Source organism: Pseudaminobacter soli (ex Zhang et al. 2022) (assembly GCF_014595955.1).
GTDB classification, from domain to species: Bacteria; Pseudomonadota; Alphaproteobacteria; order Rhizobiales; family Rhizobiaceae; genus Kumtagia; species Kumtagia pseudosoli.
In genome coordinates, this window is record NZ_JABVCF010000012.1 from 148,532 (window position 1) to 167,932 (window position 19,401).

Annotated in this window: 21 protein-coding genes; 13 read left to right on the plus strand and 8 right to left on the minus strand. The window is 63.8% G+C overall.

The genetic code is table 11. The features are described from left to right. Window positions 1-116 precede the first annotated feature (116 nt). From HUI96_RS21400 to HUI96_RS21410, 3 genes are all read left to right on the plus strand, one after another. Window positions 117-965, plus strand: a complete 849-nt coding sequence (locus HUI96_RS21400; protein WP_188256719.1) for a c-type cytochrome — start codon at window positions 117-119, stop codon at window positions 963-965. Between the two features lie 110 nt (window positions 966-1,075). Beyond that, a complete protein-coding gene (locus HUI96_RS21405) occupies window positions 1,076-1,564 on the plus strand; it encodes a hypothetical protein (RefSeq protein ID WP_188256720.1) in 489 nt (162 codons plus the stop codon). Window positions 1,565-1,727: 163 nt separating this feature from the next. Then, complete coding sequence (locus HUI96_RS21410) at window positions 1,728-2,693, plus strand: L,D-transpeptidase family protein (protein ID WP_188256721.1); 966 nt, start codon at window positions 1,728-1,730, stop codon at window positions 2,691-2,693. A 39-nt stretch (window positions 2,694-2,732) separates the two neighbouring features. Here the strand turns inward: HUI96_RS21410 and HUI96_RS21415 are convergent, their stop codons facing one another. Further along, complete coding sequence (locus HUI96_RS21415; RefSeq protein ID WP_188256722.1) at window positions 2,733-2,993, minus strand: DUF1272 domain-containing protein; 261 nt, start codon at window positions 2,991-2,993, stop codon at window positions 2,733-2,735. 286 nt (window positions 2,994-3,279) lie between these two features. Between HUI96_RS21415 and HUI96_RS21420 the strand changes: the two genes are divergently transcribed. The 3 genes from HUI96_RS21420 to HUI96_RS21430 all read left to right on the plus strand — a co-directional run bounded on the left by HUI96_RS21420 (window position 3,280) and on the right by HUI96_RS21430 (window position 5,483). Further along, entirely contained in the window at window positions 3,280-3,531 is a 252-nt protein-coding gene (locus HUI96_RS21420) for an acyl carrier protein (RefSeq protein WP_188256723.1), read from the plus strand. A 1-nt stretch (window position 3,532) separates the two neighbouring features. Beyond that, window positions 3,533-4,744, plus strand: a complete 1,212-nt coding sequence (locus HUI96_RS21425) for a beta-ketoacyl-[acyl-carrier-protein] synthase family protein (protein WP_188256724.1) — start codon at window positions 3,533-3,535, stop codon at window positions 4,742-4,744. A gap of 175 nt (window positions 4,745-4,919) precedes the next feature. Further along, window positions 4,920-5,483 (plus strand): ATP-dependent Clp protease proteolytic subunit, encoded by a 564-nt coding sequence (locus HUI96_RS21430; protein WP_188256725.1) that lies wholly within the window; start codon window positions 4,920-4,922, stop codon window positions 5,481-5,483. 55 nt (window positions 5,484-5,538) lie between these two features. Here the strand turns inward: HUI96_RS21430 and HUI96_RS21435 are convergent, their stop codons facing one another. Beyond that, window positions 5,539-5,775, minus strand: coding sequence for a DUF982 domain-containing protein (locus HUI96_RS21435; protein ID WP_188256726.1), 237 nt, complete (start codon window positions 5,773-5,775; stop codon window positions 5,539-5,541). Between the two features lie 178 nt (window positions 5,776-5,953). Between HUI96_RS21435 and HUI96_RS21440 the strand changes: the two genes are divergently transcribed. Genes HUI96_RS21440 through HUI96_RS30095 form a run of 3 tightly spaced genes read left to right on the plus strand, consistent with a single transcriptional unit; the run spans window position 5,954 to window position 9,705 of the window. Next, window positions 5,954-6,820, plus strand: a complete 867-nt coding sequence (locus HUI96_RS21440) for a Ku protein (RefSeq protein WP_188256727.1) — start codon at window positions 5,954-5,956, stop codon at window positions 6,818-6,820. 3 nt (window positions 6,821-6,823) lie between these two features. Beyond that, a complete protein-coding gene (gene ligD / locus HUI96_RS21445; RefSeq protein ID WP_188256728.1) occupies window positions 6,824-9,382 on the plus strand; it encodes a DNA ligase D in 2,559 nt (852 codons plus the stop codon). Further along, window positions 9,379-9,705: a KTSC domain-containing protein gene (locus HUI96_RS30095; RefSeq protein WP_337918535.1), complete on the plus strand. Its 327-nt coding sequence runs from the start codon at window positions 9,379-9,381 to the stop codon at window positions 9,703-9,705. Before ligD ends, HUI96_RS30095 begins: the two co-directional genes overlap by 4 nt. Window positions 9,706-9,727: 22 nt before the next feature. Here the strand turns inward: HUI96_RS30095 and HUI96_RS21455 are convergent, their stop codons facing one another. The 5 genes from HUI96_RS21455 to HUI96_RS21475 form a co-directional block, all read right to left on the minus strand. Then, on the minus strand, window positions 9,728-10,771 hold the full coding sequence (locus tag HUI96_RS21455) for an ATP-dependent DNA ligase (protein ID WP_188256729.1): 1,044 nt from the start codon (window positions 10,769-10,771) through the stop codon (window positions 9,728-9,730). Window positions 10,772-10,776: 5 nt separating this feature from the next. After that, window positions 10,777-11,580 (minus strand): Ku protein, encoded by an 804-nt coding sequence (locus tag HUI96_RS21460; RefSeq protein ID WP_188256730.1) that lies wholly within the window; start codon window positions 11,578-11,580, stop codon window positions 10,777-10,779. An 86-nt stretch (window positions 11,581-11,666) separates the two neighbouring features. After that, entirely contained in the window at window positions 11,667-11,960 is a 294-nt protein-coding gene (locus HUI96_RS21465) for a zf-TFIIB domain-containing protein (protein WP_188256731.1), read from the minus strand. Window positions 11,961-12,080: 120 nt separating this feature from the next. Beyond that, window positions 12,081-12,944, minus strand: a complete 864-nt coding sequence (locus tag HUI96_RS21470; RefSeq protein ID WP_188256732.1) for a D-alanyl-D-alanine carboxypeptidase family protein — start codon at window positions 12,942-12,944, stop codon at window positions 12,081-12,083. A gap of 159 nt (window positions 12,945-13,103) precedes the next feature. Next, entirely contained in the window at window positions 13,104-14,960 is a 1,857-nt protein-coding gene (locus HUI96_RS21475) for a CHASE3 domain-containing protein (RefSeq protein WP_188256733.1), read from the minus strand. A gap of 150 nt (window positions 14,961-15,110) precedes the next feature. On the opposite strand from HUI96_RS21475, the gene HUI96_RS21480 reads away from it, so the two are divergent. Next, complete coding sequence (locus tag HUI96_RS21480; protein ID WP_188256734.1) at window positions 15,111-15,728, plus strand: nucleoside triphosphate hydrolase; 618 nt, start codon at window positions 15,111-15,113, stop codon at window positions 15,726-15,728. 47 nt (window positions 15,729-15,775) lie between these two features. Here HUI96_RS21480 and HUI96_RS21485 read toward each other — a convergent pair whose 3' ends face one another. After that, the gene (locus HUI96_RS21485) at window positions 15,776-16,480 is read right to left on the minus strand and encodes a glutathione S-transferase N-terminal domain-containing protein (protein WP_188256735.1); all 705 of its coding nucleotides are present in this window, start codon (window positions 16,478-16,480) and stop codon (window positions 15,776-15,778) included. 207 nt (window positions 16,481-16,687) lie between these two features. Here HUI96_RS21485 and HUI96_RS21490 point away from each other — a divergent pair, with 207 nt between their 5' ends. The 3 genes from HUI96_RS21490 to HUI96_RS21500 all read left to right on the plus strand — a co-directional run bounded on the left by HUI96_RS21490 (window position 16,688) and on the right by HUI96_RS21500 (window position 19,401). Next, window positions 16,688-16,996, plus strand: coding sequence for a hypothetical protein (locus tag HUI96_RS21490; protein ID WP_188256736.1), 309 nt, complete (start codon window positions 16,688-16,690; stop codon window positions 16,994-16,996). Window positions 16,997-17,278: 282 nt separating this feature from the next. Continuing rightward, window positions 17,279-18,211, plus strand: a complete 933-nt coding sequence (locus HUI96_RS21495) for a DUF5996 family protein (protein ID WP_188256737.1) — start codon at window positions 17,279-17,281, stop codon at window positions 18,209-18,211. Window positions 18,212-18,660: 449 nt separating this feature from the next. Next, window positions 18,661-19,401, plus strand: coding sequence for a FadR/GntR family transcriptional regulator (locus HUI96_RS21500; RefSeq protein ID WP_188256738.1), 741 nt, complete (start codon window positions 18,661-18,663; stop codon window positions 19,399-19,401).

Genomic DNA, 19,401 nt, shown 5'->3' on the forward strand with positions numbered 1-19,401 from the left:
GAGCCTCAACCGGCGGTTGACGCAAGGTCACAAGCCCGCCACACTTAGAATTGGACCGAATATGCCGGAAAACGGCTACTGCGCGCGGAGCGCGGGGTCCAGCGGGAGGGGGAAGCATGAACCTGAAGCACATCGTCGTCTGCGCGCTGATCGGCGCAGGCGTCACCGGAGCGGCGGCAGCCGAAACCCAGATGCAGCGCGGCGAATACCTCGTCAGGGGCCCTGCGGGATGCGGCAACTGCCACACGCCGCTTGGGCCTGAGGGCTTCGACATGTCGAAGGAACTGGCGGGACGTCTCGTAGAGAAGAACGAGCACTTCACCGCCTATGCTGCCAACATCACACCCGGCGGACGGGTCGCCAGTTGGAGCGACGCCGAGTTCGCGCGAGCGATCCGCGAAGGCATCCGTCCCGATGGCAGCGTGATTGGTCCGCCGATGCCCATCACGATGTACCGCGGCCTGGGAGATGAGGACCTTGCGGCGATCGTCGCCTTCCTCCGCACCGTGCCGGCGGTGAACGAGGAATCGCCAGAATCCGAATACCGCATTTCCCTGCCGCCGGCCTACGGACCGCCGGTCGAGAGCGTCGAGGCGCCCGAGCGCGGAGTTACTGTAGAGTATGGTGCCTATCTCGCCGGCCCGATCTCGCACTGCATGGAATGCCACACGCCCATGGGACCCAAGGGTCCGATGGTGGACACCGTGCCGGGCCAGGGCGGTTTCCAGTTTCACGGGCCTTGGGGCATCTCGGTCGCGTCCAACATCACGCCCAGCGAGGATGGCATAGCCGCCCACACCGACGAAGAGTTGAAGGCGATGATCACCAAAGGCGTGCGGCCGAACGGCGCGCCGATGCTGCCGCCCATGCCCTATCCCTATCTGGCAAAGATGACGCCGGAGGATCTCGATGCCGTGGTTCTCTATCTGCGCAGCCTGAAGCCGCTGCCCGACTCACAGAAGTAGAGGCGGCGCAGCGTCCACTCCCGCGGTGCTACCACCGCAGTGGGCTAGTTCGGGAACAGTTCAGCCGGCCTTGCGTTCGCCCGACGATAGTCGTCGAACCGAACGGGAGAATGGCCAACATGATCCACATCCGCCATGAGGTCAGGCTTGCCGCGTTCCTGGTGCCTCTCCTGGCCACCGGGGCATCGCACGCCCAAGCTTCGCTCAACCAGGAGGCGGTGGATGCCATCGTCGGCTCGCAAGTGCACGAAGAGCAGGCCCGCGCCGCCGCCGAGCCGCAGAAGGTGATCTCTGCGATCGAGAAGACGGCCGAAAGCACCACGACCGTGCGAAAGGTATCGAAGCTCGACAAGGTCGAGATCGTGTTCCTGACGGATTCGAGCCGAATGGAAGGCGGGCCGCCGCCCGAAGTGGAATCCAAGCTCGAGGAGCACAAGCGCGAGATCAAGCAGTTGCGGAACGAGATCGAGGGCAACGCGATGCTCTATCACGCCCTCGACTCGCGTCAGGTTCTGGTGAAGGACATACTCGCCGTCGAGTTCGACAATGCGAACGGGGTTCTGATCTACGCGGCTGCGAAGCCGCCCACCAACAGGTGAGCGACAGAGACGGGTGGGAACACCCCGAACTCACGTGCGTCGCAACACGAGTCCAAAGACGGTCGCCGGTCGGTCTCAGCCCCCTCATCCTGGAACTTTGCGCCGAAAATCCTTGTTAGTAGTCAGTCGCCTGCTGTGGCCGGCATAACTGTGGAGGCCATGAATGCGGCAGCTCGCAATCGCCTTTTCAGCCGTCATCTTGATGTGCTCGTACGCCAGCGGCGCCGACTTGACGCCCCAGGCGGTCAATACTGCGACCCCATCGGAGTGGGACAAGGAAGGGGATGGGCCCGATCCCTTCATCGTCCGCGTCCAGGTGCTGCTCGACCGGGCCCGCTTCTCGCCGGGTGTGATCGACGGCGTCCCAGGCGATAATTTGAAGGAAGCCGTAGGCACGTTCGAAGAGTTCAACGACCTGCAGGCGGATGGTCAGATCGATGAGAAGTTCTGGGCCGCCATTCAACGCGACAATGGCCCCGCGCTGACGACCTATACGATCACCGAGGCCGACCAGAACCAGCTCTACGTCCGCGACGTCCCTGAGGACTATGGAGAAATGGCCCGAATGGAGTGGCTCGGCTACAGCGGTCCACGCGAGATGCTCGCGGCGCGCTTCCACATGGACGAAGATCTCCTCGCCGAGCTCAATCCTCACGCCGACTTCGCCAGGCCCGGGACAAGAATTACGATCGCGGCAGTCGAAAGGCCAGCCGAAGCAAAGGTTTCCCGCATCGCGGTCGAGCGCAAGGCGGGGCGGGTGCTAGCCTTCGGCGAAGGCGGCGAACTGGTGGCCGCCTACCCCGCCAGCATCGGCAGCACCGAGACCCCGACGCCATCTGGTTCCTATAAGGTCAAAGGCGTCGCCAAAGAACCGCCCTACAGCTACGACCCGAAAAAGAACTTCCAGCAGGGGCACAACACCAAGCCGCTGGAACTGCCACCCGGTCCCAAAAACCCCGTCGGGCTGGTCTGGATCGATCTTTCCAAGCCAACCTACGGCATTCACGGAACGCCGAATCCTGCCCTAGTCGGCAAGACGCAGAGCCACGGCTGCGTTCGGCTTACCAATTGGGACGCCATCGACCTGTCGCGACGCGTCAAGCCCGGCGTGCCGGTCGAGTTCAGGTAAGGTCGCGGTCACGTCGCCCGCCGAAAAGGGCCATCAAGCTCACGCTGCCCGAGGAGCTACTGGAAGGCAGCCTTCGGCTTTCAACACGCGCTTGGTGGCGGCGGGATTTTTTGCCAGCATCGCTGCTGGCCGGATCGGCCGCGCGACGAAGTTTCCGCCGCAGTTCGGGCACACGCCTCCAAGCACCCGGTCGACGCAGTCGCTGCAGAAGGTGCACTCGTAAGTGCATATCCTGGCGTCTGGAGAATCCGGCGATAGGTCGCGGTCGCAGCATTCGCAGTTGGGACGCAATTCGAGCATCCTTTCCTCCCCTACCAATCGGCTTGCCCGTAACCGGCTCGGTCCCATCAGGGAAGTCGACCCTTACCCACGCCTCGGCGATTGGCACGCAGTAAGTTCAATGCAACCTTGTCCCGTGGCGTGCAGTTCACCCCAATACACTTCGGTTGTTGCGTTGCGGGCGCACGATTTCTATACCTGCCAGAGTTATCGTGCGTTTATCTTGTGAACTGCGGTCCTTAGGACCCTTTTTGGATGCGAGATAGAAGAGCGTCTGCGGCAAGCGGCGCCTGGAGTGGGAGGTACAATGGACCAGCTTGCTCGGGAAATCATCGCCAAGATCACGCCTCATGCCGATCCCGGAATCGGCGAGATCACGCCGGATACGGAACTGACTGATCTGGGCATCCACTCTCTCGAACTCACAGAGATCATCTTCGACATCGAAGAGGCCTATGGCATCGAAATCGAAATGAGCACAGCCGAGGCGTGGAGTAAGCTCAGCAGCGTCGGCGACATCGTGGATGCCGTCCGCGGCCTCACGGCCGAAAACGGCTGACATGGCGCGTCAGAGGATCGTCATCACCGGCCTTGGCGGTCTTTGCGGCCTCGGTGCAGACGTGCCGGCCATCTGGCAAGGAATGCGGGAGGGCCGCTCGGCAATCGGGCCCATCACCAACGCTCGGGCGGACGATCTCAAGATCAAGATCGGCGCCGAGATCAAGGAACTGCCGCCGCACGACATAGACCGCAAGCAACTGGCGACGATGGATCGCTTCTCGATCTTCGCCGTCATAGCAGCGGGCGAGGCGATCAGGGCGGCCGGACTGGAACTCACCGAGGCGCAGCAATCGCGGGCCGGCGCGGTCATCGGAACCGGCATCTATGGCGCCGCCACCAGCGACGAGTCCTACTGGCAAATCTATCACGACGGCCGCACCCGCGTCGGCATATTCTCGATCCCCAAGATCATGCCCGGAGCCCCGGCCGGCCAAATCAGCATGGCCTACAGGCTCCGCGGCCCGGTCTTTGGTGTGACGTCAGCCTGCGCCTCCTCCAACCATGCGATCTCTGTGGCCGCCGACCAGATCCGCCTCGGCCGCGCCGACGTCATGGTGGCCGGCGGCACCGATGCCGCAATCGTCTTTGGCGTGCTGCGCGGCTGGGAAGCGCTGCGGGCGGTCGCGCGCGACACCTGCCGCCCCTTCTCGGCCGACCGCGACGGACTCGTCATCGGCGAAGGCGCCGGAATGGCAGTGCTCGAAACCTACGAACACGCCAAGGCACGCGGCGCGCCTATACTGGCCGAGCTTGCCGGAACCGGCATGTCGGGCGATGCGTCGGACATCGTCTCACCCACCGTGGAAGGGCCGGTGGCGGCGATGCGCGCCTGCCTCGCCGATGCCGGGCTCGCGCCCGAAGATATCGACTACGTCAATGCCCACGGCACCGGGACCAAGGCCAACGACCTGACGGAGACGCTCGCCATCCGGCAGGTCTTCGGCGCGCATGCCGACCGGCTGTCCGTCTCGTCGACCAAGTCGATGCATGGCCACTGCATGGGAGCCGCCGGGGCCATCGAGATGATCGCCTGCATCATGGCGATGCGCGAGGGCATCGTTCCGCCCACTGCAAACTACACGACCCCCGATCCCGACTGCGACCTCAACGTGACGCCGAACGTCGCGCGGGAGCGCAAGGTGCGCGCGGCGCTCAGCAACAGCTTCGCCTTCGGAGGGACCAACGCGGTGCTGGCGTTCAAGGCAGTGTGATCCAACAGGATTCTCCCTCCGCCGGAGCCATCGCTTTTTCTGCCCGAACCAACTGATGACCCGCATAGCGCCTGCCAACGAAGCGCTGCAGCGCTGCTCTCAATGCGCGCATTGGGAACGTTATCATCACGCGGCGGTTGGTCCGGCCTAAGCAACGAAACGGGACGGGCTTTGAATGCTGGCGAACAGTGAACTCCTATTTCGGCCGAACGTGCGCATCTACGGGCCCATCGACGACAGGGCGGTGCTTGATGCGCTCGATCAGATCAACGCCGTGCTCGACGGAGAGCAGGATCTGGTCATCGAGCTCAATACTCGGGGCGGAGATGCGGACGCAGCGCGGCGGATCGCCCTGGAGATTAAGCTTTTCCGTGAAAGAAGCGGCCGCAACGCCTACTGCGTGGGCAAGACGGTCGTCTATTCCGCCGGCGTCACCATCCTGGCGGCAGTCTCGAAACGCTTCCGGTTCCTGGCCAGGGATGCGGTCCTGCTCATCCACGAACGGCGGCTGGAGGACAGCATCGCTTTGAACGGGCCGATCAAGGCCTGCATTCAGATCGTGCGCGAACAGCTCTCGATGCTGGAGACGGCCGAGAAACTGGAGTTGCAGGGGTTCGCCGAATTCGCCGAGGGCAGCAAGCTGTCGGCAGAGGATCTCTACAGGCGTGCGACCGAGAGTTGCTACCTGTTTTCGGAGGAAGCCGTGGAACTCGGTCTCGTTGCGGGAATACTCGAGTAACCGCCATCGAATGATGCGTGGCATGGCGCTGGCGGGGCCCCATGCCCTCCTCGGATTAGGTGTGGACGAGGATGTCGGCCTCCTTCGCCGCGGCGACGAAAGCTTCGCGCGCCAGATCCGGCGTTTCCTTGCCCTGCCTGGCCATGATCATGGAGGCGAAGGCATCGGCGTGCCGTGGGCCGCGGAAAGTGGGCCATTTGTCACGTAGCCAGTCGATAGCTTCGTCGGTGTCGGAGACGACGTGGATCTCGGAAGCACTGACGACCTCGACCGGCTCGGAAAACAGCATCATCGCGTACGCTCTCCCTTGTTGTCCTTCTTTGAAGCGTCGCCGATAACTACCCAATTGATGCTTTGTTCCCAAGTCGCTCATTCGGATGACCGCCTTTCGGTAGGGGAACGAAGCGAGCCGCAGCCACGTTAGAATTGCCGGTGTCGTGTTCGGCGGGCATCGGTAGAGCGAGGCTGTCTTGGCGCCAAGGGCGAACTGGAAAGGGTTTCTGAAGGTCGGAGAGCTCACCTGTCACGTGGCGCTCTACACGGCCGCGTCGACCTCCGAGCGCATCGCCTTCCACACCGTCAATCGCGCTACCGGTCATCGCGTACACAGGCAGTTCGTCGACAGCGAGACCGGAAAGGCGGTCGAGAAGGAAGACCAGGTCAAGGGCTACGACCTGGGTTCGGGCGACTATATCGTGCTCGAGCCGGAAGAGATCGCCGAGGCGGTCCCGCAGAGCGACAAGACGCTCGCAGTCTCTGCCTTCCTGTCCTGCTCAGACATCGACAAGGCCTATTTCGACAAGCCCTATTATCTCGCTCCGGCCGACAAGATGGCGGAGGAGGCGTATGTGATCTTGCGGGACGGCATGCGCAAGGAGAACGTCGCGGCGATCGCCCAGACGGTCCTGTTCAGACGCATGCGCAGCGTCCTGATCCGTCCCTATGGAAAGGGCCTGCTCGCCAATACGCTCAACTTCGACTACGAGGTGCGCTCGGCCGAAGAGGCGTTCGACCAGATTCCCGACCTGAAGATCAAGGGCGAGATGCTGGATCTCGCCGAGCACATCATCGACACCAAGCGCGGTGAGTTCGACCCGACCTCGTTCGACGACCGCTACGAGGCAGCACTTGCCGAACTGGTGAAGGCGAAGATCGAGGGCCGCAAGATCGAGGCGCCGAAGCCGCCCAAGAGCACCAAGGTCATCGACCTCATGGAGGCGCTGCGCCAGAGCGCCGGCGCGGCCGCCAAGAAGGCGCCCGCCAAGACGGCTGCCAAGGCGCGCTCCGCAGGCAAGGAAAAACCCAGGCACGCGCCGGCCCGGCGCAAGGCGAGTTGAGCCATGGCGCTCGAGGTCTACCGCAGCAAGCGCGATTTTTCCGCCACGCCGGAGCCTAGGGGAAAGAAGGCGAGCAAGGCGGGCAACAGCTTCGTCATCCAGAAGCATGCGGCGACCCGGCTGCATTACGACCTGCGCCTCGAAATGGACGGGGTGCTGAAGAGTTGGGCGGTCACTAAAGGCCCGAGCCTGGTGCCCGGCGACAAGCGCCTCGCCGTCCATGTCGAGGACCATCCGCTGGAATACGGCACATTCGAAGGCACGATCCCCAAGGGCGAATATGGCGGCGGCACGGTGATCGTCTGGGACAATGGCACCTGGGCGCCCGTGCACGACGCGAAGAAGGGCTTTGCCAAGGGCCACCTCGAGTTCGAGTTGCGCGGTGAGAAGCTTCACGGCCGCTGGCATCTCGTGCGCATGGCGGGCAGGCCGCGGGAGAAGCGCGAGAACTGGCTGCTGATCAAGGGAGACGACGAGTTCGCGCGGACGGAAATGGACCCCGACATCCTCGAGGAGCGGCCGGAGTCGGTGCAGACCGGCCGCGAGATCAAGGATGTGGAGGGCGAGGAGCCCGGCTGGTCCTCAAAGACCGGCAGGATCAAGAAAAAGAAGTCCGCTGCGCCGGCTGTGTCCGCCAAGACGGCCCCCGCGCCGAAGCCGGACGGAGAGGCGGTTCAGCTTCCCGATCTGGCCAAAATCAAGGGAGCGAAGAAGGCGGCGCTGCCGGATTTCCTGCAGCCGACGCTCGCCAGCCTCGTATCGTCGCCTCCCGCCGGCGAGCGCTGGCTGCACGAAATAAAGTTCGACGGCTACCGGCTCGAGGCCCGCATCGACAACGGCAAGGTTACGCTCGTCACCCGTAGCGGCCTCGACTGGACGGCCAAGTTCGGAAAGGCCCTGGTCGACGCGCTAGCCGCTCTGCCGGTGCAGACGGCCCTTCTCGATGGCGAACTGGTGGTGGAGACCGGGACCGGTGCCTCCGACTTCTCCGCCCTGCAGGCCGACCTCAGCGAAGGGCGCACAGATCGCTTCCGCTTCTACGTCTTCGACCTGCTTTATCTCGACGGCTACGACCTCACGGCGCTTCCCTTGATCAAGCGCAAGGAACTGCTCGAAGCGCTCGTTCAGGGTGAAGGGGGGCTGGTCCGCTACAGCGGCCATTTCGAGGAGAACGGCGATCTGGTGCTGCGCCACGCCTGCAGGCTGAGCCTGGAGGGCATCGTTTCGAAGCTGCGCGGCTCGCCTTACCGGCCGGGACGTGGCAAGTCGTGGGTCAAGTCGAAATGCTCGGCCAGGCAGGAGTTCGTGATCGCCGGCTACGTGCCTTCGACCACCTCGAACAAGGCGATCGGCTCGCTGGTGCTCGGCGTCCACGAGGACGGCAAGCTGCACCATGTCGGTCGGGTCGGCACGGGTTTCACGGCGGCAGTGGCGGAGGACCTCTGGAAGCGGCTGGATCCGATGGTGATCCCGAAAAGTCCGTTTGCGGAAAGACTCGCCTCGGAAGAAGCGCGCCAGGTCCGCTTCGTCAGGCCGGAACTGGTGGCCGAGGTGGAGTTCCGGGCCTGGACCGCCGACGGGCACCTGCGCCACGCCTCGTTCCGAGGCTTGCGCGAGGACAAGCCAGCGGAGGAAATCGTGCGCGAGGCAAAGCAAACCGAGAAGGCCGCGGAACTGCCGAAGCGGAGCGTCAAGCTCACCCATCCCGATCGCCTCTACTGGCCGGAGGACGGCGTCACCAAGGAAGGTCTGGCCGACTACTACGCCGAGGTCTGGCGCTACATGGCGCCCTATGTCGTTGGCCGGGCTCTGGCGCTGGTCCGCTGCCCGAGCGGCATCCACGGCGAAAGATTCTTCCAGAAGCACGCCTGGAAGGGCCTCAACGAGCACATCGTGCTGGTGAAGGATCCCAAGAACGCCTCCGACGAGCCGCTGATCAGCGTCAACGACCTCGACGGCCTGATTGGGCTGGTCCAGGCGGCAACCCTGGAGATCCATCCATGGGGTTCGACCGTTTCGGATTGGGAGCGGCCGGACACGATCATCATGGACCTCGACCCCGGCGAAGACGTCCCATGGGAGACCGTCATCGAGGCCGCGCATGAAACGGCAGAGCGGCTGCGCCAGGCAGGACTGCATCCCTTCGTGAAGACGTCCGGCGGCAAGGGCCTGCATGTGGTTGCGCCGGTCAAGCCCAGCTCACAATGGCCGGCAATCAAGGCCTTTACCAAGCAGATCGCGGATTCGATGGCCGCCGACAGCCCGGAGAAGTACGTATCCACTATCACCAAGGCCAAGCGCCACGGCAAGATCCTGGTGGACTATCTGCGCAACCAGCGCGGCGCTACCGCCGTCGCAGCCTACTCGACCCGGGCGCGCGCCGGTGCGGCCGTTTCCATGCCGCTTGCATGGGAAGAACTGAGCCCGGTGATCGGCCCTGCCTATTTCACGGTCGAGAACACGCCGAACCGGCTCGCATCCCTCCCCTCCGATCCCTGGCAGGATTTTCGCGCCTCTGCCGTGCCGCTGGATCTCGGTCCGCGGCGAAGGAAAGCCGCATGATCACACGACGTACCGTGCAGTTCGCCCGCATGCCCTCAGCCCTCATCAGCAGATTCAAATACAACCCGGAGACGCGATGCCTGTCCGTCTGGTTCGTGAGGACCCGCCGCCGCTACGACTACGAGGATGTTCCGCCAGAAACCCATGAGGAGTTCCGGCGCGCATTCTCGAAGGGCAGCTTCTTCAACCGGCACATACGCGACCACTTCCGGTTCAGCGTGGCCGAGGAGGCGGCCGAGCCGCAATTGTCTCTCCCGGTGAATCCCGCCGCCCGGCCCTCGGCAGCGCCCAGCCGTCGATCAGCAGAGCGGCGCATGAAATAGGCGGGGCGCGGCGGCCGCAGCTTCAACAAATCTGCTCAAACGTGCACTGCCGCGGCGCCTTGTCAGGCCGCCAGCGCAGGAGCTTCGTGCCGTGCCGGAAGCGGTCGCCGGTGACGTGGTCGAAGCGGACTTCCACGACAAGCTCCGGCCGCAGCGGCTCCCATTCGCCGCTCCGCTCCGTGCTCCAGCGGCTGGGGCCGCCCGGCGCCTTGCCGGTGAAGCCGGGCGGCTCACGCAGCGCCTCGAGCCGGCGGGTGAGTTCGCCGCGCTCGTCGTTCGAGATGGTGGAGGTGAAGCCGACGTGATCGAGCTTCCCCTCCTTGTCGTAGAGGCCGAGGAGAAGCGATCCGACCTGCCGCTCGCCGGCGAGGTAGCGAAAGCCCCCGACAACGCAGTCGGCAGTGCGCAGGCGCTTCACCTTGACCATCGCGCGCTCGCCGGGCTGGTAGGGCTGGTCGACCCGTTTCGCCACCACGCCGTCAGTAGCGCCATGGCCGGCATGGCTGAGCCATGCGTTCGCGTCGCGGGCGTCCCGGGTCACGGGCGAGAGCGCCAGCCATGGACTGCCTGCTGAAGCGACGAAGGACTCCAGCGCCGCCCGCCTCTGCTCAAGCGGCCGGTCCAGGAGCTTCGTGCCCGTCGGATCCACGAGCATGTCGAACAGGATGAGGTTAGCCGGCGTTTCAGCAGCCAGCTTCCTGATCCGGCTCTCGGCCGGGTGCAGCCGCATCTGCAGGGCGTCGAAGGAGACTTTTCCGTCAATCGCGATGACGATCTCGCCGTCGACGACGAAGCGCAGCGCGTCTAGCGCCCTCAATGCATCGACCAACTCCGGAAAGTAGCGCCCCAGGGGCTTGCCGGACTTCGCCCGGAGATCGACCTGGTCGGCCTCCTTGAATGCTAGGCAGCGGAAACCGTCCCACTTGGGCTCGTACTGCCACGAGCCGCCCTCCGGCAACTTGTCGGCCGTCTTCGCCTCCATCGGCTCGAGGGTGAGCGGCAGCGTGAAGCCGGCCGTTACCGGCTGTTCGCCTGCACCCAAATCGGAGTTGGGGCGCAGCGGCATCAACCCTACTTGCCCTTGCCCTTCTCAGCGCTGATGCTCTTGCGAAGCGCGTCCAAGATGCTGACCACGTTTGTCGGCGTAGGCTCCTTCTCGGCCTTCGCCTTTGCAGGGCGCTTGCGGCCCTTCTTCTTGGCTTCGATTATTTCGAGAAGCTTGGACTGGACCGGGTCGCTGACCATGTGGGGGTCCCAGGGCTTCATCCTCTCCTCGATCAGCGTGGTGGCCAGCTTCATGAGCTTGGGATCGGCCTTGGTCTCGCCGATGCCACCGAAATAATCCTCCGGCTTGCGGACTTCATCCCCGTAGCGCAGGGTCCAGACGACAATCCCCTTGCCGCGCGGCTCCAGCATCACAGCACGCTCGCGCCGATACATGACCAATCGCGAGATGCCGACCGTGTGCGTCGCCTCCATCGCGTCGCGAATGACGGAGAATGCCTCCTCGCCGACCGGATCGTCCGGCGTCAGGTAGTGGGCCTTGTCCAGCCAGATCCAGCTGATCGTATCGGCATCGACGAACATGTCGATATCAATCGTGCGGGTGCTCTCCAGCGCGACCGCTTCCAGTTCATCGTCCTCGAGGAGCACGAATTCGTCCTCGCCGCGCTCATAACCCTTCACCTCGTCGTCCTCGGCGACAGGCTTTTCGCTTACGGCATCGACATACTGGCTGACCACGCGGTGGCCGCTCTTGCGGTTGAGCGTGTGGAAGCGGACTTTTTCGCTCTCGGAAGTGGCCGGCATCATGGCGACCGGGCAGGTCACCAGCGAGAGCTTCAGATAGCCTTTCCAGAACGGGCGCGGCGCCATCGGTTGACCTCCAGCACGTCAGAACGTGCCGTCGCGAGGGAATGTTCCGAGCAGCAGCCCTATCCTATCGAACCGGCGGTCACGCGCTAGTCGAAATCAAAAATCTCGCCGAGCAGCGACTTGCGCTTCTTGTGCGGTCGGTATCCCCGATCGTCGCGATAATGGTCCTCGCGATATTTGGGCTCCTCCCGATACTTCGGCTCCTCGCGATAGCGCGTCTCCTGGACGGGGTTGGCGGTCTCCTGTTCGGCGGAACGCTCGATAATCTTGTCGAGTTCACCGCGATCCAGCCACACGCCCCGGCACTTCGGGCAATAGTCGATCTCGATGCCCTGGCGCTCGGTCATGGCAAGCTCGGTATTGTCGATCGGGCACTTCATGGCGGACTCCTGTTGCCCCAACTAGATTGGGCGGGGCCGGAGCACCTTCAAGGCGTACCACCGCGACTGAATCGCCGTCGCGAGAGCGCGAGACCTGCTGACGGGTTGGAGGCGCCCGCGCTAGACGCCGGCCCGGAAGGCCTTGGGCAGATAGCGCTCGATCAATTCCTCGACATGGTCGTTGCGCTGGCGTGCCGAATCTCCGCCCATCACCACGACAATGAGCTTTCTCCCGTCACGAGCCACCGACGTGGCGATGTTGAAGCCAGACGCCCGGATATAGCCGGTCTTGATACCATCGACGCCCGTCACACGGCCGATCAGGTCGTTGTGGCCGCGGATCGTGCGTCCTCGGAAGGCGAAGTTCTGGCTGGAGAAATAGGGAAAATAGGCCGGGAAACGTTTCCGGAGCGCGATGCCGAGCACCGCCATATCGCGCGCGGTCGTCTGCTGCCCGGCGTCCGGCAAACCGGAGGCATTGCGGAAGATCGTGCCGCGCATGCCGATCGCCCGCGCCTTGGCGGTCATGGCCTGGGCGAACTGTTCTTCCGTCCCGCCGAGATACTCGGCAACCGCAACGGCCACGTCGTTGGCCGACTTGGTCACGAGCGCGCGGATTGCGGAATCGACGTCGATGGACTGACCGGGCTTGAAGCCGATCTTGGTCGGCGGCTGTTTCGCGGCATAGGCGGAGACCGGGATTTCGGTGGATGCGCTGACCCGGCCCAATTCCATCGCTTCGAAGAGCATGTAGAGCGTCATCATCTTGGTCAGCGACGCGGGATAGCGGGGTGCGTTGGAATCCGCTTCGTGCAGAACCCTGCCGCTGTTCGCGTCGACCACGATCGCCGCATATTTCGTCGAGGAAAGGCGGGGCGCCGAAGGCGGTCCTACGTCCAGCGTCTGGACCGTGGAGCAGGCCGCCAAAGACAGAAAAAGGAACAGCAGCGCCAATGCCCGCATTGGCGCAACAACGGCCGTCATGAATGCACGCCTCGACTCGATCCCGCGATTTGCCACTCCATACCCCTCGCGAAGCAGCCGGCGGACGCTAACCCAGATGGGGCACCAGCCGCAATGCAGGAACAGCCGCGCTTGCGACGCTCGCATCACCGGCGCGGGCATTTGACAGTGACTGTTCGGCTAGCGGTCCAGCACTTCCCTGATCTTGGCGGCGAGTTGGTCGATCGAAAACGGCTTGTGGATGAAATCCACATCGTGGTCGAGCACGCCGTTATGCACGACGGCGTTCCTTGTGAACCCTGTGGTGAACAGCACCTTCAACTCCGGACGCTGCTCCCGTGCCACACTGGCGAGCTTGCGGCCATGGGTCCCCGGCATGATCAGGTCGGTGAGCAGCAGCGCCACCTCTCCGGACTCCGCCAGAAGGCGCAGCGCGTCGTCCGCATCTTCGGCTTCCAGCACCCGGTAGCCTAGCTCCCGCAGGGATGCCACAGTGCCGGCGCGCACGAGACGATCGTCTTCCACCACGAGGATCAGTTCGCTCGGCGGATGGGCTCCGCGGGCGGGCCTGCTCTGCGGGATCGGGCGGTCGTCGCCAAAATACCGCGGCAGGTAGATCTTCACGGCCGTGCCCTGGCCAGGTTCGGAATAGATCTTCAGATGCCCGCCGCTCTGCTTGACGAAGCCGAAGACCTGGCTGAGGCCGAGCCCGGTACCCTTGGCCCCTTTCGTGGTGTAGAAAGGCTCGACCGCCTTCTCGGCGACCTCAGGGGCCATGCCGGTGCCGGTGTCACTGATCGCGATCAGCACATACTGCCCCGCCGGCACATCCATGTGCTCTTCGGCATAGCGCTCGTCGAGGCAGCAGTTGGCGGTCTCGATGGTAAGCTTGCCGCCTTCCGGCATGGCGTCGCGGCCGTTGACCGCGAGATTGAGCAGCGCATTCTCGAGCTGGCTGACATCGACGAAGGTGAGCCATAGCCCGCCCGCGAGAACCGTTTCGATCTGGATGGGCTCGCCGAGCGTGCGGCGGAGCAGTTCGGACATGCCGGTCACCAGCCGGTTGGCGTCGATGACCTTCGGGGATAGCGGCTGCTGCCGCGAGAAGGCCAGCAGTCGCGAGGTGAGGTTCGCCGCGCGCGTGGTGGCGTCGACAGCCGCGTCGACGAACGGCTGGATGTCGCTCTCGCCGCGCTTCAGCTTGCGCTGCATGAGGTTGAGCGCGCTCATGATGACCGCGAGCATGTTGTTGAAATCATGAGCGATGCCGCCGGTCAGTTGACCGATCGCCTCCATCTTCTGCATCTGCCGGACCTGCGCTTCGGCCAACTCCCGTGTGGCGATCTCCTTCTGCAACGCCTTGTTGTTGCGGCTCAGCTGATCCTGCACGACGGCGACGTCCTCGAGCCGCCGCCGTGCGCTCAGCACCCCGAACACCCCGAGCGAAAGAACAGCCAGCGCGGCCACCACAGAGTATAGTCGCATCCACTCATTCATTCGTTCGCTGTTCGCCAGCCTCTGCTGGAGAATGGCGCTTTCGTCCCTCCGTATATCGATGATGATGGTGCGTATCCGGTCCATCAGCAGCTTGCCCTGGTTGCTGCGGACGAGTGCGATTGCGGACGAGGCGTTGTTCTGGTCGTAGAGGGAAATCGATTCAGCGATCTCGCCAAGCTTGTCGGATATCGCGGCAGACAAGGCATCGACCTGGGCACGACGCCCGGCGTTGCCGGCGGCAGCGGCTCGTACCTCCTCCAGCGCCTTGGGCAAGGCGTTGCGGGCGGCGCGGTAGAGATCGAGATAGGACCCTTCTCCGGTCAGCAGATAGCCGCGCTGGCTCGTTTCGGCATCCTGGATAAGGCTTTGCAGAGTGATGACCTGGCGCTGGAATTCGAACGCCAGCCGGATCCGCTCATTATCGTGCCGCTGCGCCTCGATCAGGCCGGTCAGGCCAACCACAATGGCCGCAAGCACCACAAAGCCCACGATGAGCGGGATCAATTGCGCCAGAAATGCCTTGCGTAGCCGTGCGATCATCACGGTTCCGCTCTGATCATTGTGCCCACGGCACCATACGTATCAGGCAATAGGAGCCCTGCATATCGGCATTAGGGATGCTAGACTGCTCCAGAAGTCTGACCGCTTGGGGGCGCCACGCGCCCAATGGCGAGGAGTGGAGGAGTTGACATGTCGGAGATCGCGACGCTGGCTGCCACCATTTTCAAGCGGGCCGGCAAGGCGAGGCGCTTTGTCGTCGCGCTCGCCGGGCCGCCGGGAGCGGGGAAGTCGACTCTGGCGGAAGCCCTTTACGACCTCTTTCCCGAGGGCAGTGCCACGGTGGTGTCGATGGACGGCTTCCATTTCGACGATGTCGTGCTCAACGCCCGCGGGCTGCGGGCTCGCAAGGGAGCGCCCGAGACCTTCGATTTCCATGGCTTCGAGGCACTCCTGCAGCGGATCCGCGCCAATGAAGCGGAGATCGCCATCCCGGTTTTCGACCGCACGGTGGAGCTTTCGCGCGCCGGCGCGGCGATCATCGGCCAGGATGTGAAGTTCGTCCTCGTCGAAGGCAATTACCTTCTCCTAGACGAGGAGCCATGGAACAGATTGGCACCGCTGTTCGATTTTTCGATCTTCATCGACGCGCCGAGGGAGGCGCTTGATGAACGGCTTCGGGAAAGGTGGCACGATCACGGCAAATCGGAAGCCGATGCGAGGGCCTGGATCGATACGAACGACATGCCCAATATCGACCGGGTGCTGGCGCGCCGTCGCCCGGCAGACCTCGTGATGAGGCACAACTGAGCGGATTCGGAGAGGCGGCTGCCGTAGCTCTTTCCAGTGCTGCCGCCTCAGGGCCGCGGCGGGATGTTCAAGCCGCGCTGCGTAGCGGGTCGCGCCAGGCCGGCATCGAGCCAGCGCATGACATTCCTGAAGCCGTCCAGGCCAAGGAGTTCGGTCGCATCGTAGAAGACTTTCAGCGCGCGTACCCAGCCCAGCATCGACACGTCGGCGATGGTGTGCTCGTCGTCCATGATCCACTCGCGGCCTTCCAGCCGCTTGTCGAGGACGCCGAGCAGGCGCTTGCTCTCGTCGCGGTAGCGCTCCAGCGGCCGCTTGTCGGCAATGTCGCGTCCCGCGAACTTGTGGAAGAAGCCCAATTGGCCGAACATCGGTCCGATGCCGCCCATCTGGAAGAACACCCACTGGATCGTCTCATAACGGCGGGCCGGATCGGCGGGCATGAGCTTGCCGGTCTTGTCTGCGAGATAGAGCAGGATCGCCCCGGACTCGAACAGCGCGAGCGGCTTGCCGCCTGGTCCATCCGGATCCAGAATGGCCGGGATCTTCCCATTGGGATTGAGCGACAGGAATTCCGGCGTCCAGCTCTCGTTCTTCAGGATGTTGACCAGATGCGCCTCATAGGGAAGGCCGACCTCCTCGAGCGCGATCGAGATCTTCACGCCGTTCGGCGTCGGAAAGGAATAAAGCTGCAGGCGATCCGGATGCCTGGCCGTCCAGCGCGAAGCAACGGGAAAACCGGAAAGGTCGCTCATGAGTGTCTCCACCGAAGATGGGCCTGGACCAGACAGCCGGCGCGGAACTTAGGGTCCGGCACTGCGGCTGTCGAGAGGCCGGCGATGGTCGCATTCTTAGACAACGGCAACTCGGTTATCGAGAAACACCAGCGTCCCGGCCTGCCGAACATGGTTGCAACAGAGCGGACGCTTGAACGTTGATGCCTCCACACACTGGAGAAAGCCATGCACGTCGCCAATCTGCAGCTCGAAGGCCTACTGATGGCCATCGCCTCGATCAACAATGTGCTTGTGCGAAAGGGAATCCTGACCACCGACGAGATCGACACGGCCCTGCGCAGGGCGGAAGCGGCAATGACGGGTGAAGAGCGGAACCACGAGGATCTCTCGCCCTCCAACGTAGACGCGGTGTGCTTCCCGATTCGCCTGCTGCAACTGGCCAACCTCGGCCAGTCGGAAGGTGGGGTACAGTCCTTCTCCGAACTCACCCGTTCCGTTGGGCAACTCAAACAGCCCTACGGCGACCAGCGGTAGATAAGCGGGCCAGGAAGCCGTCCGCCTCCTCGCCCATCGGCGCCAGGTTGGCGTCGATCAGTGGAATCTGCTGTGTCATGGAGCGCTTTCTCCGCGTTGCCGGCCATTCGCCTCTTCGGGCGGGCGCATCAACCGTTGCAGTGGCTCGGAGATCGATTCGTCACGGAGGAGCCGTATGACCGCATCCACGGCCGGGGTGTTGTCTGGGCACGCAACGCGAATGATGGAGCGGAGAGCCTTTGGGTCGCAACCAGGCGGATGACGTGCTAGAGTCAGCTCGCGATGGATCGCTGGCCCTCAATCCCCTACGCGGAATGGCGTGAGACCTGCGCGTCCCTCCATTTGTGGTCTCAGATCATCGGCAAGTACCGCCTCGCGCACACGCCATGGGTCAACCACTCCTGGCACGCCACGCTCTACGTTACGCCACGCGGCCTGACCACAGGGCCTGTCCCGGACCCAGGAGGGCTGGTGACCGTCAGTCTGGACTTCTGCGACCACGCTCTGGTGGTCGAGGCGGGAGGAGGTGCGCGGGCAACGTTTCCTTTGCGGCCCATGAGCGTCGCCGAGTTCTTCGGCCTGACCAAAGAGGCAATTCGGTCGATCGGCGGGCAGCCAGCTATCCATGGGGTTCCGAACGAAATCGCTGACGTGGTCCCGTTCGCAAATGACAATGCGGAACGGCCCTACGACGCGGATGCCGTCCGCCGCTTCCACAAAACTCTGGTCAATGTCTCGTGCCTGTTCCAGCAGTTCCGAACAGGCTTCATTGGCAAGGTTTCCCCGGTCCACCTCTTCTGGGGTTCATTCGACCTGGCGGTGACACGTTTCTCCGGCAGGCCGGCGCCGATGCATCCGGGCGGTGTGCCGAACCTTCCCGACAGCGTTACGCGGGAAGCATACAGCCATGAAGTGTCCTCGGCCGGGTTCTGGCCTGGAGGCTCGGGAGCGGAGGATGCGATGTTCTACTCCTATGCCTATCCAGCCCCCAGCGGGTTCTCGGAACGAAAGGTCGAGCCTGGCGAGGCCTGGTTCGACGCTGCGCTTGGTGAGTTCCTCCTCCCGTATGAGGCAGTGCGCCAGAGCAAGGATCCCGAGCAAACGCTGCTGCTCTTTCTGGAGTCCACCTACCGGGCAGCTGCCGATACGGGAAACTGGCCGCGGAGCGCTTTGGAATGCGAGCCGGGGCGTCCGCGAATCCCGCGGCGGGTCTAGCTCAGGGCTCAGACTACTGCCGAATCGCTTGGGATGATATCGGCGCAACTGCAGCGCCAAAAAAGATCGATTGCCCTAGGCAAACAGCGGTCATCGCCGCCTCATCTCATCAGTCGAAATGCGGACAAATGGGCGTCTCGCGGGCTGGATGCCGGTGTTGCCATCAATCTACCGCCCACTCCTTGCTCTCCGTCCGTAAGCACTCGATCACTCCTCGCCGCGAGGATCGAATCGAACGAAGCGATGCGGTCGATAGCATAAGGTATCCGCAGCTAGCCCCGCATGTAGCGGGAGGTGGCCAGACCGCGGATCGACCTACAGTGGGCAGACGAGAGTAACGCTTCGCACGGCAAGCGCTCCGTTCAGGCGTGGATCTGCTTGACAAAGAAGGACTGATCGGGAATCAGTGGTCTGACCATTGTAAGGCCAGTTGGGAGGGGTGCCGGCCGATGTCCATCATGCTTGCCGAGGGCGACGATCTTTCGGGCGCGGAGAAGGTGTTCGCCTTCTTCCGCGACGCGCTGCTCGACGGCTCGCTACAGCCTGGCGAGCGCCTGCTCGGCGAGCGGGAACTGTCGCTCCAGCTTGGCGTCTCGCGGCCGCTGTTGCGCGAGGCACTCCGCTCGCTCGCAATGCTCGGCTTCCTTGATATCCGCCATGGCAAAGGTGCCTATGTGCGCCAAGCCGACATCAACGTTCTGTCGGATTTCTTCACCTTCAGCCTCGCCCAGCAGCCGGACATCCTCGACGATGTGATGCAGGCTCGCATCGCCATCGAGTGCCAGGCGATCAGGCTAGCCTGCGAGCGCGCCACCGAGAGCGACCTCAAGCGCATCGGATCGGAGCTCACCCGGCTGATGGACACGCTCCACGATCCGGTCGAGGGCGGTGCTGCGGACTTCGCCTTCCACCGGGCGATCGTCGAGGCGGGCCACAGCGAGGCGCTGACCACGCTGTACGGTGCGATCAGCGAACTGCTGCGCCGCAGCCACGTCCAGCGTCGCGAGGTCACCGTCTCGGAGCCCGGCATCGTCGACTACCTCGTCGAGGCGCACCGAGAGGTGTTCCTGTCGATCATCGAGCGCGACGCGGATGCCGCCGACCGCAAGCTCCGCGACCATTTCACCATCGGCGACGAGTTCCGCCGCCGCAGCCTGATCTCGGCCTTCGCCCGAAGGCCGCAGACCTAA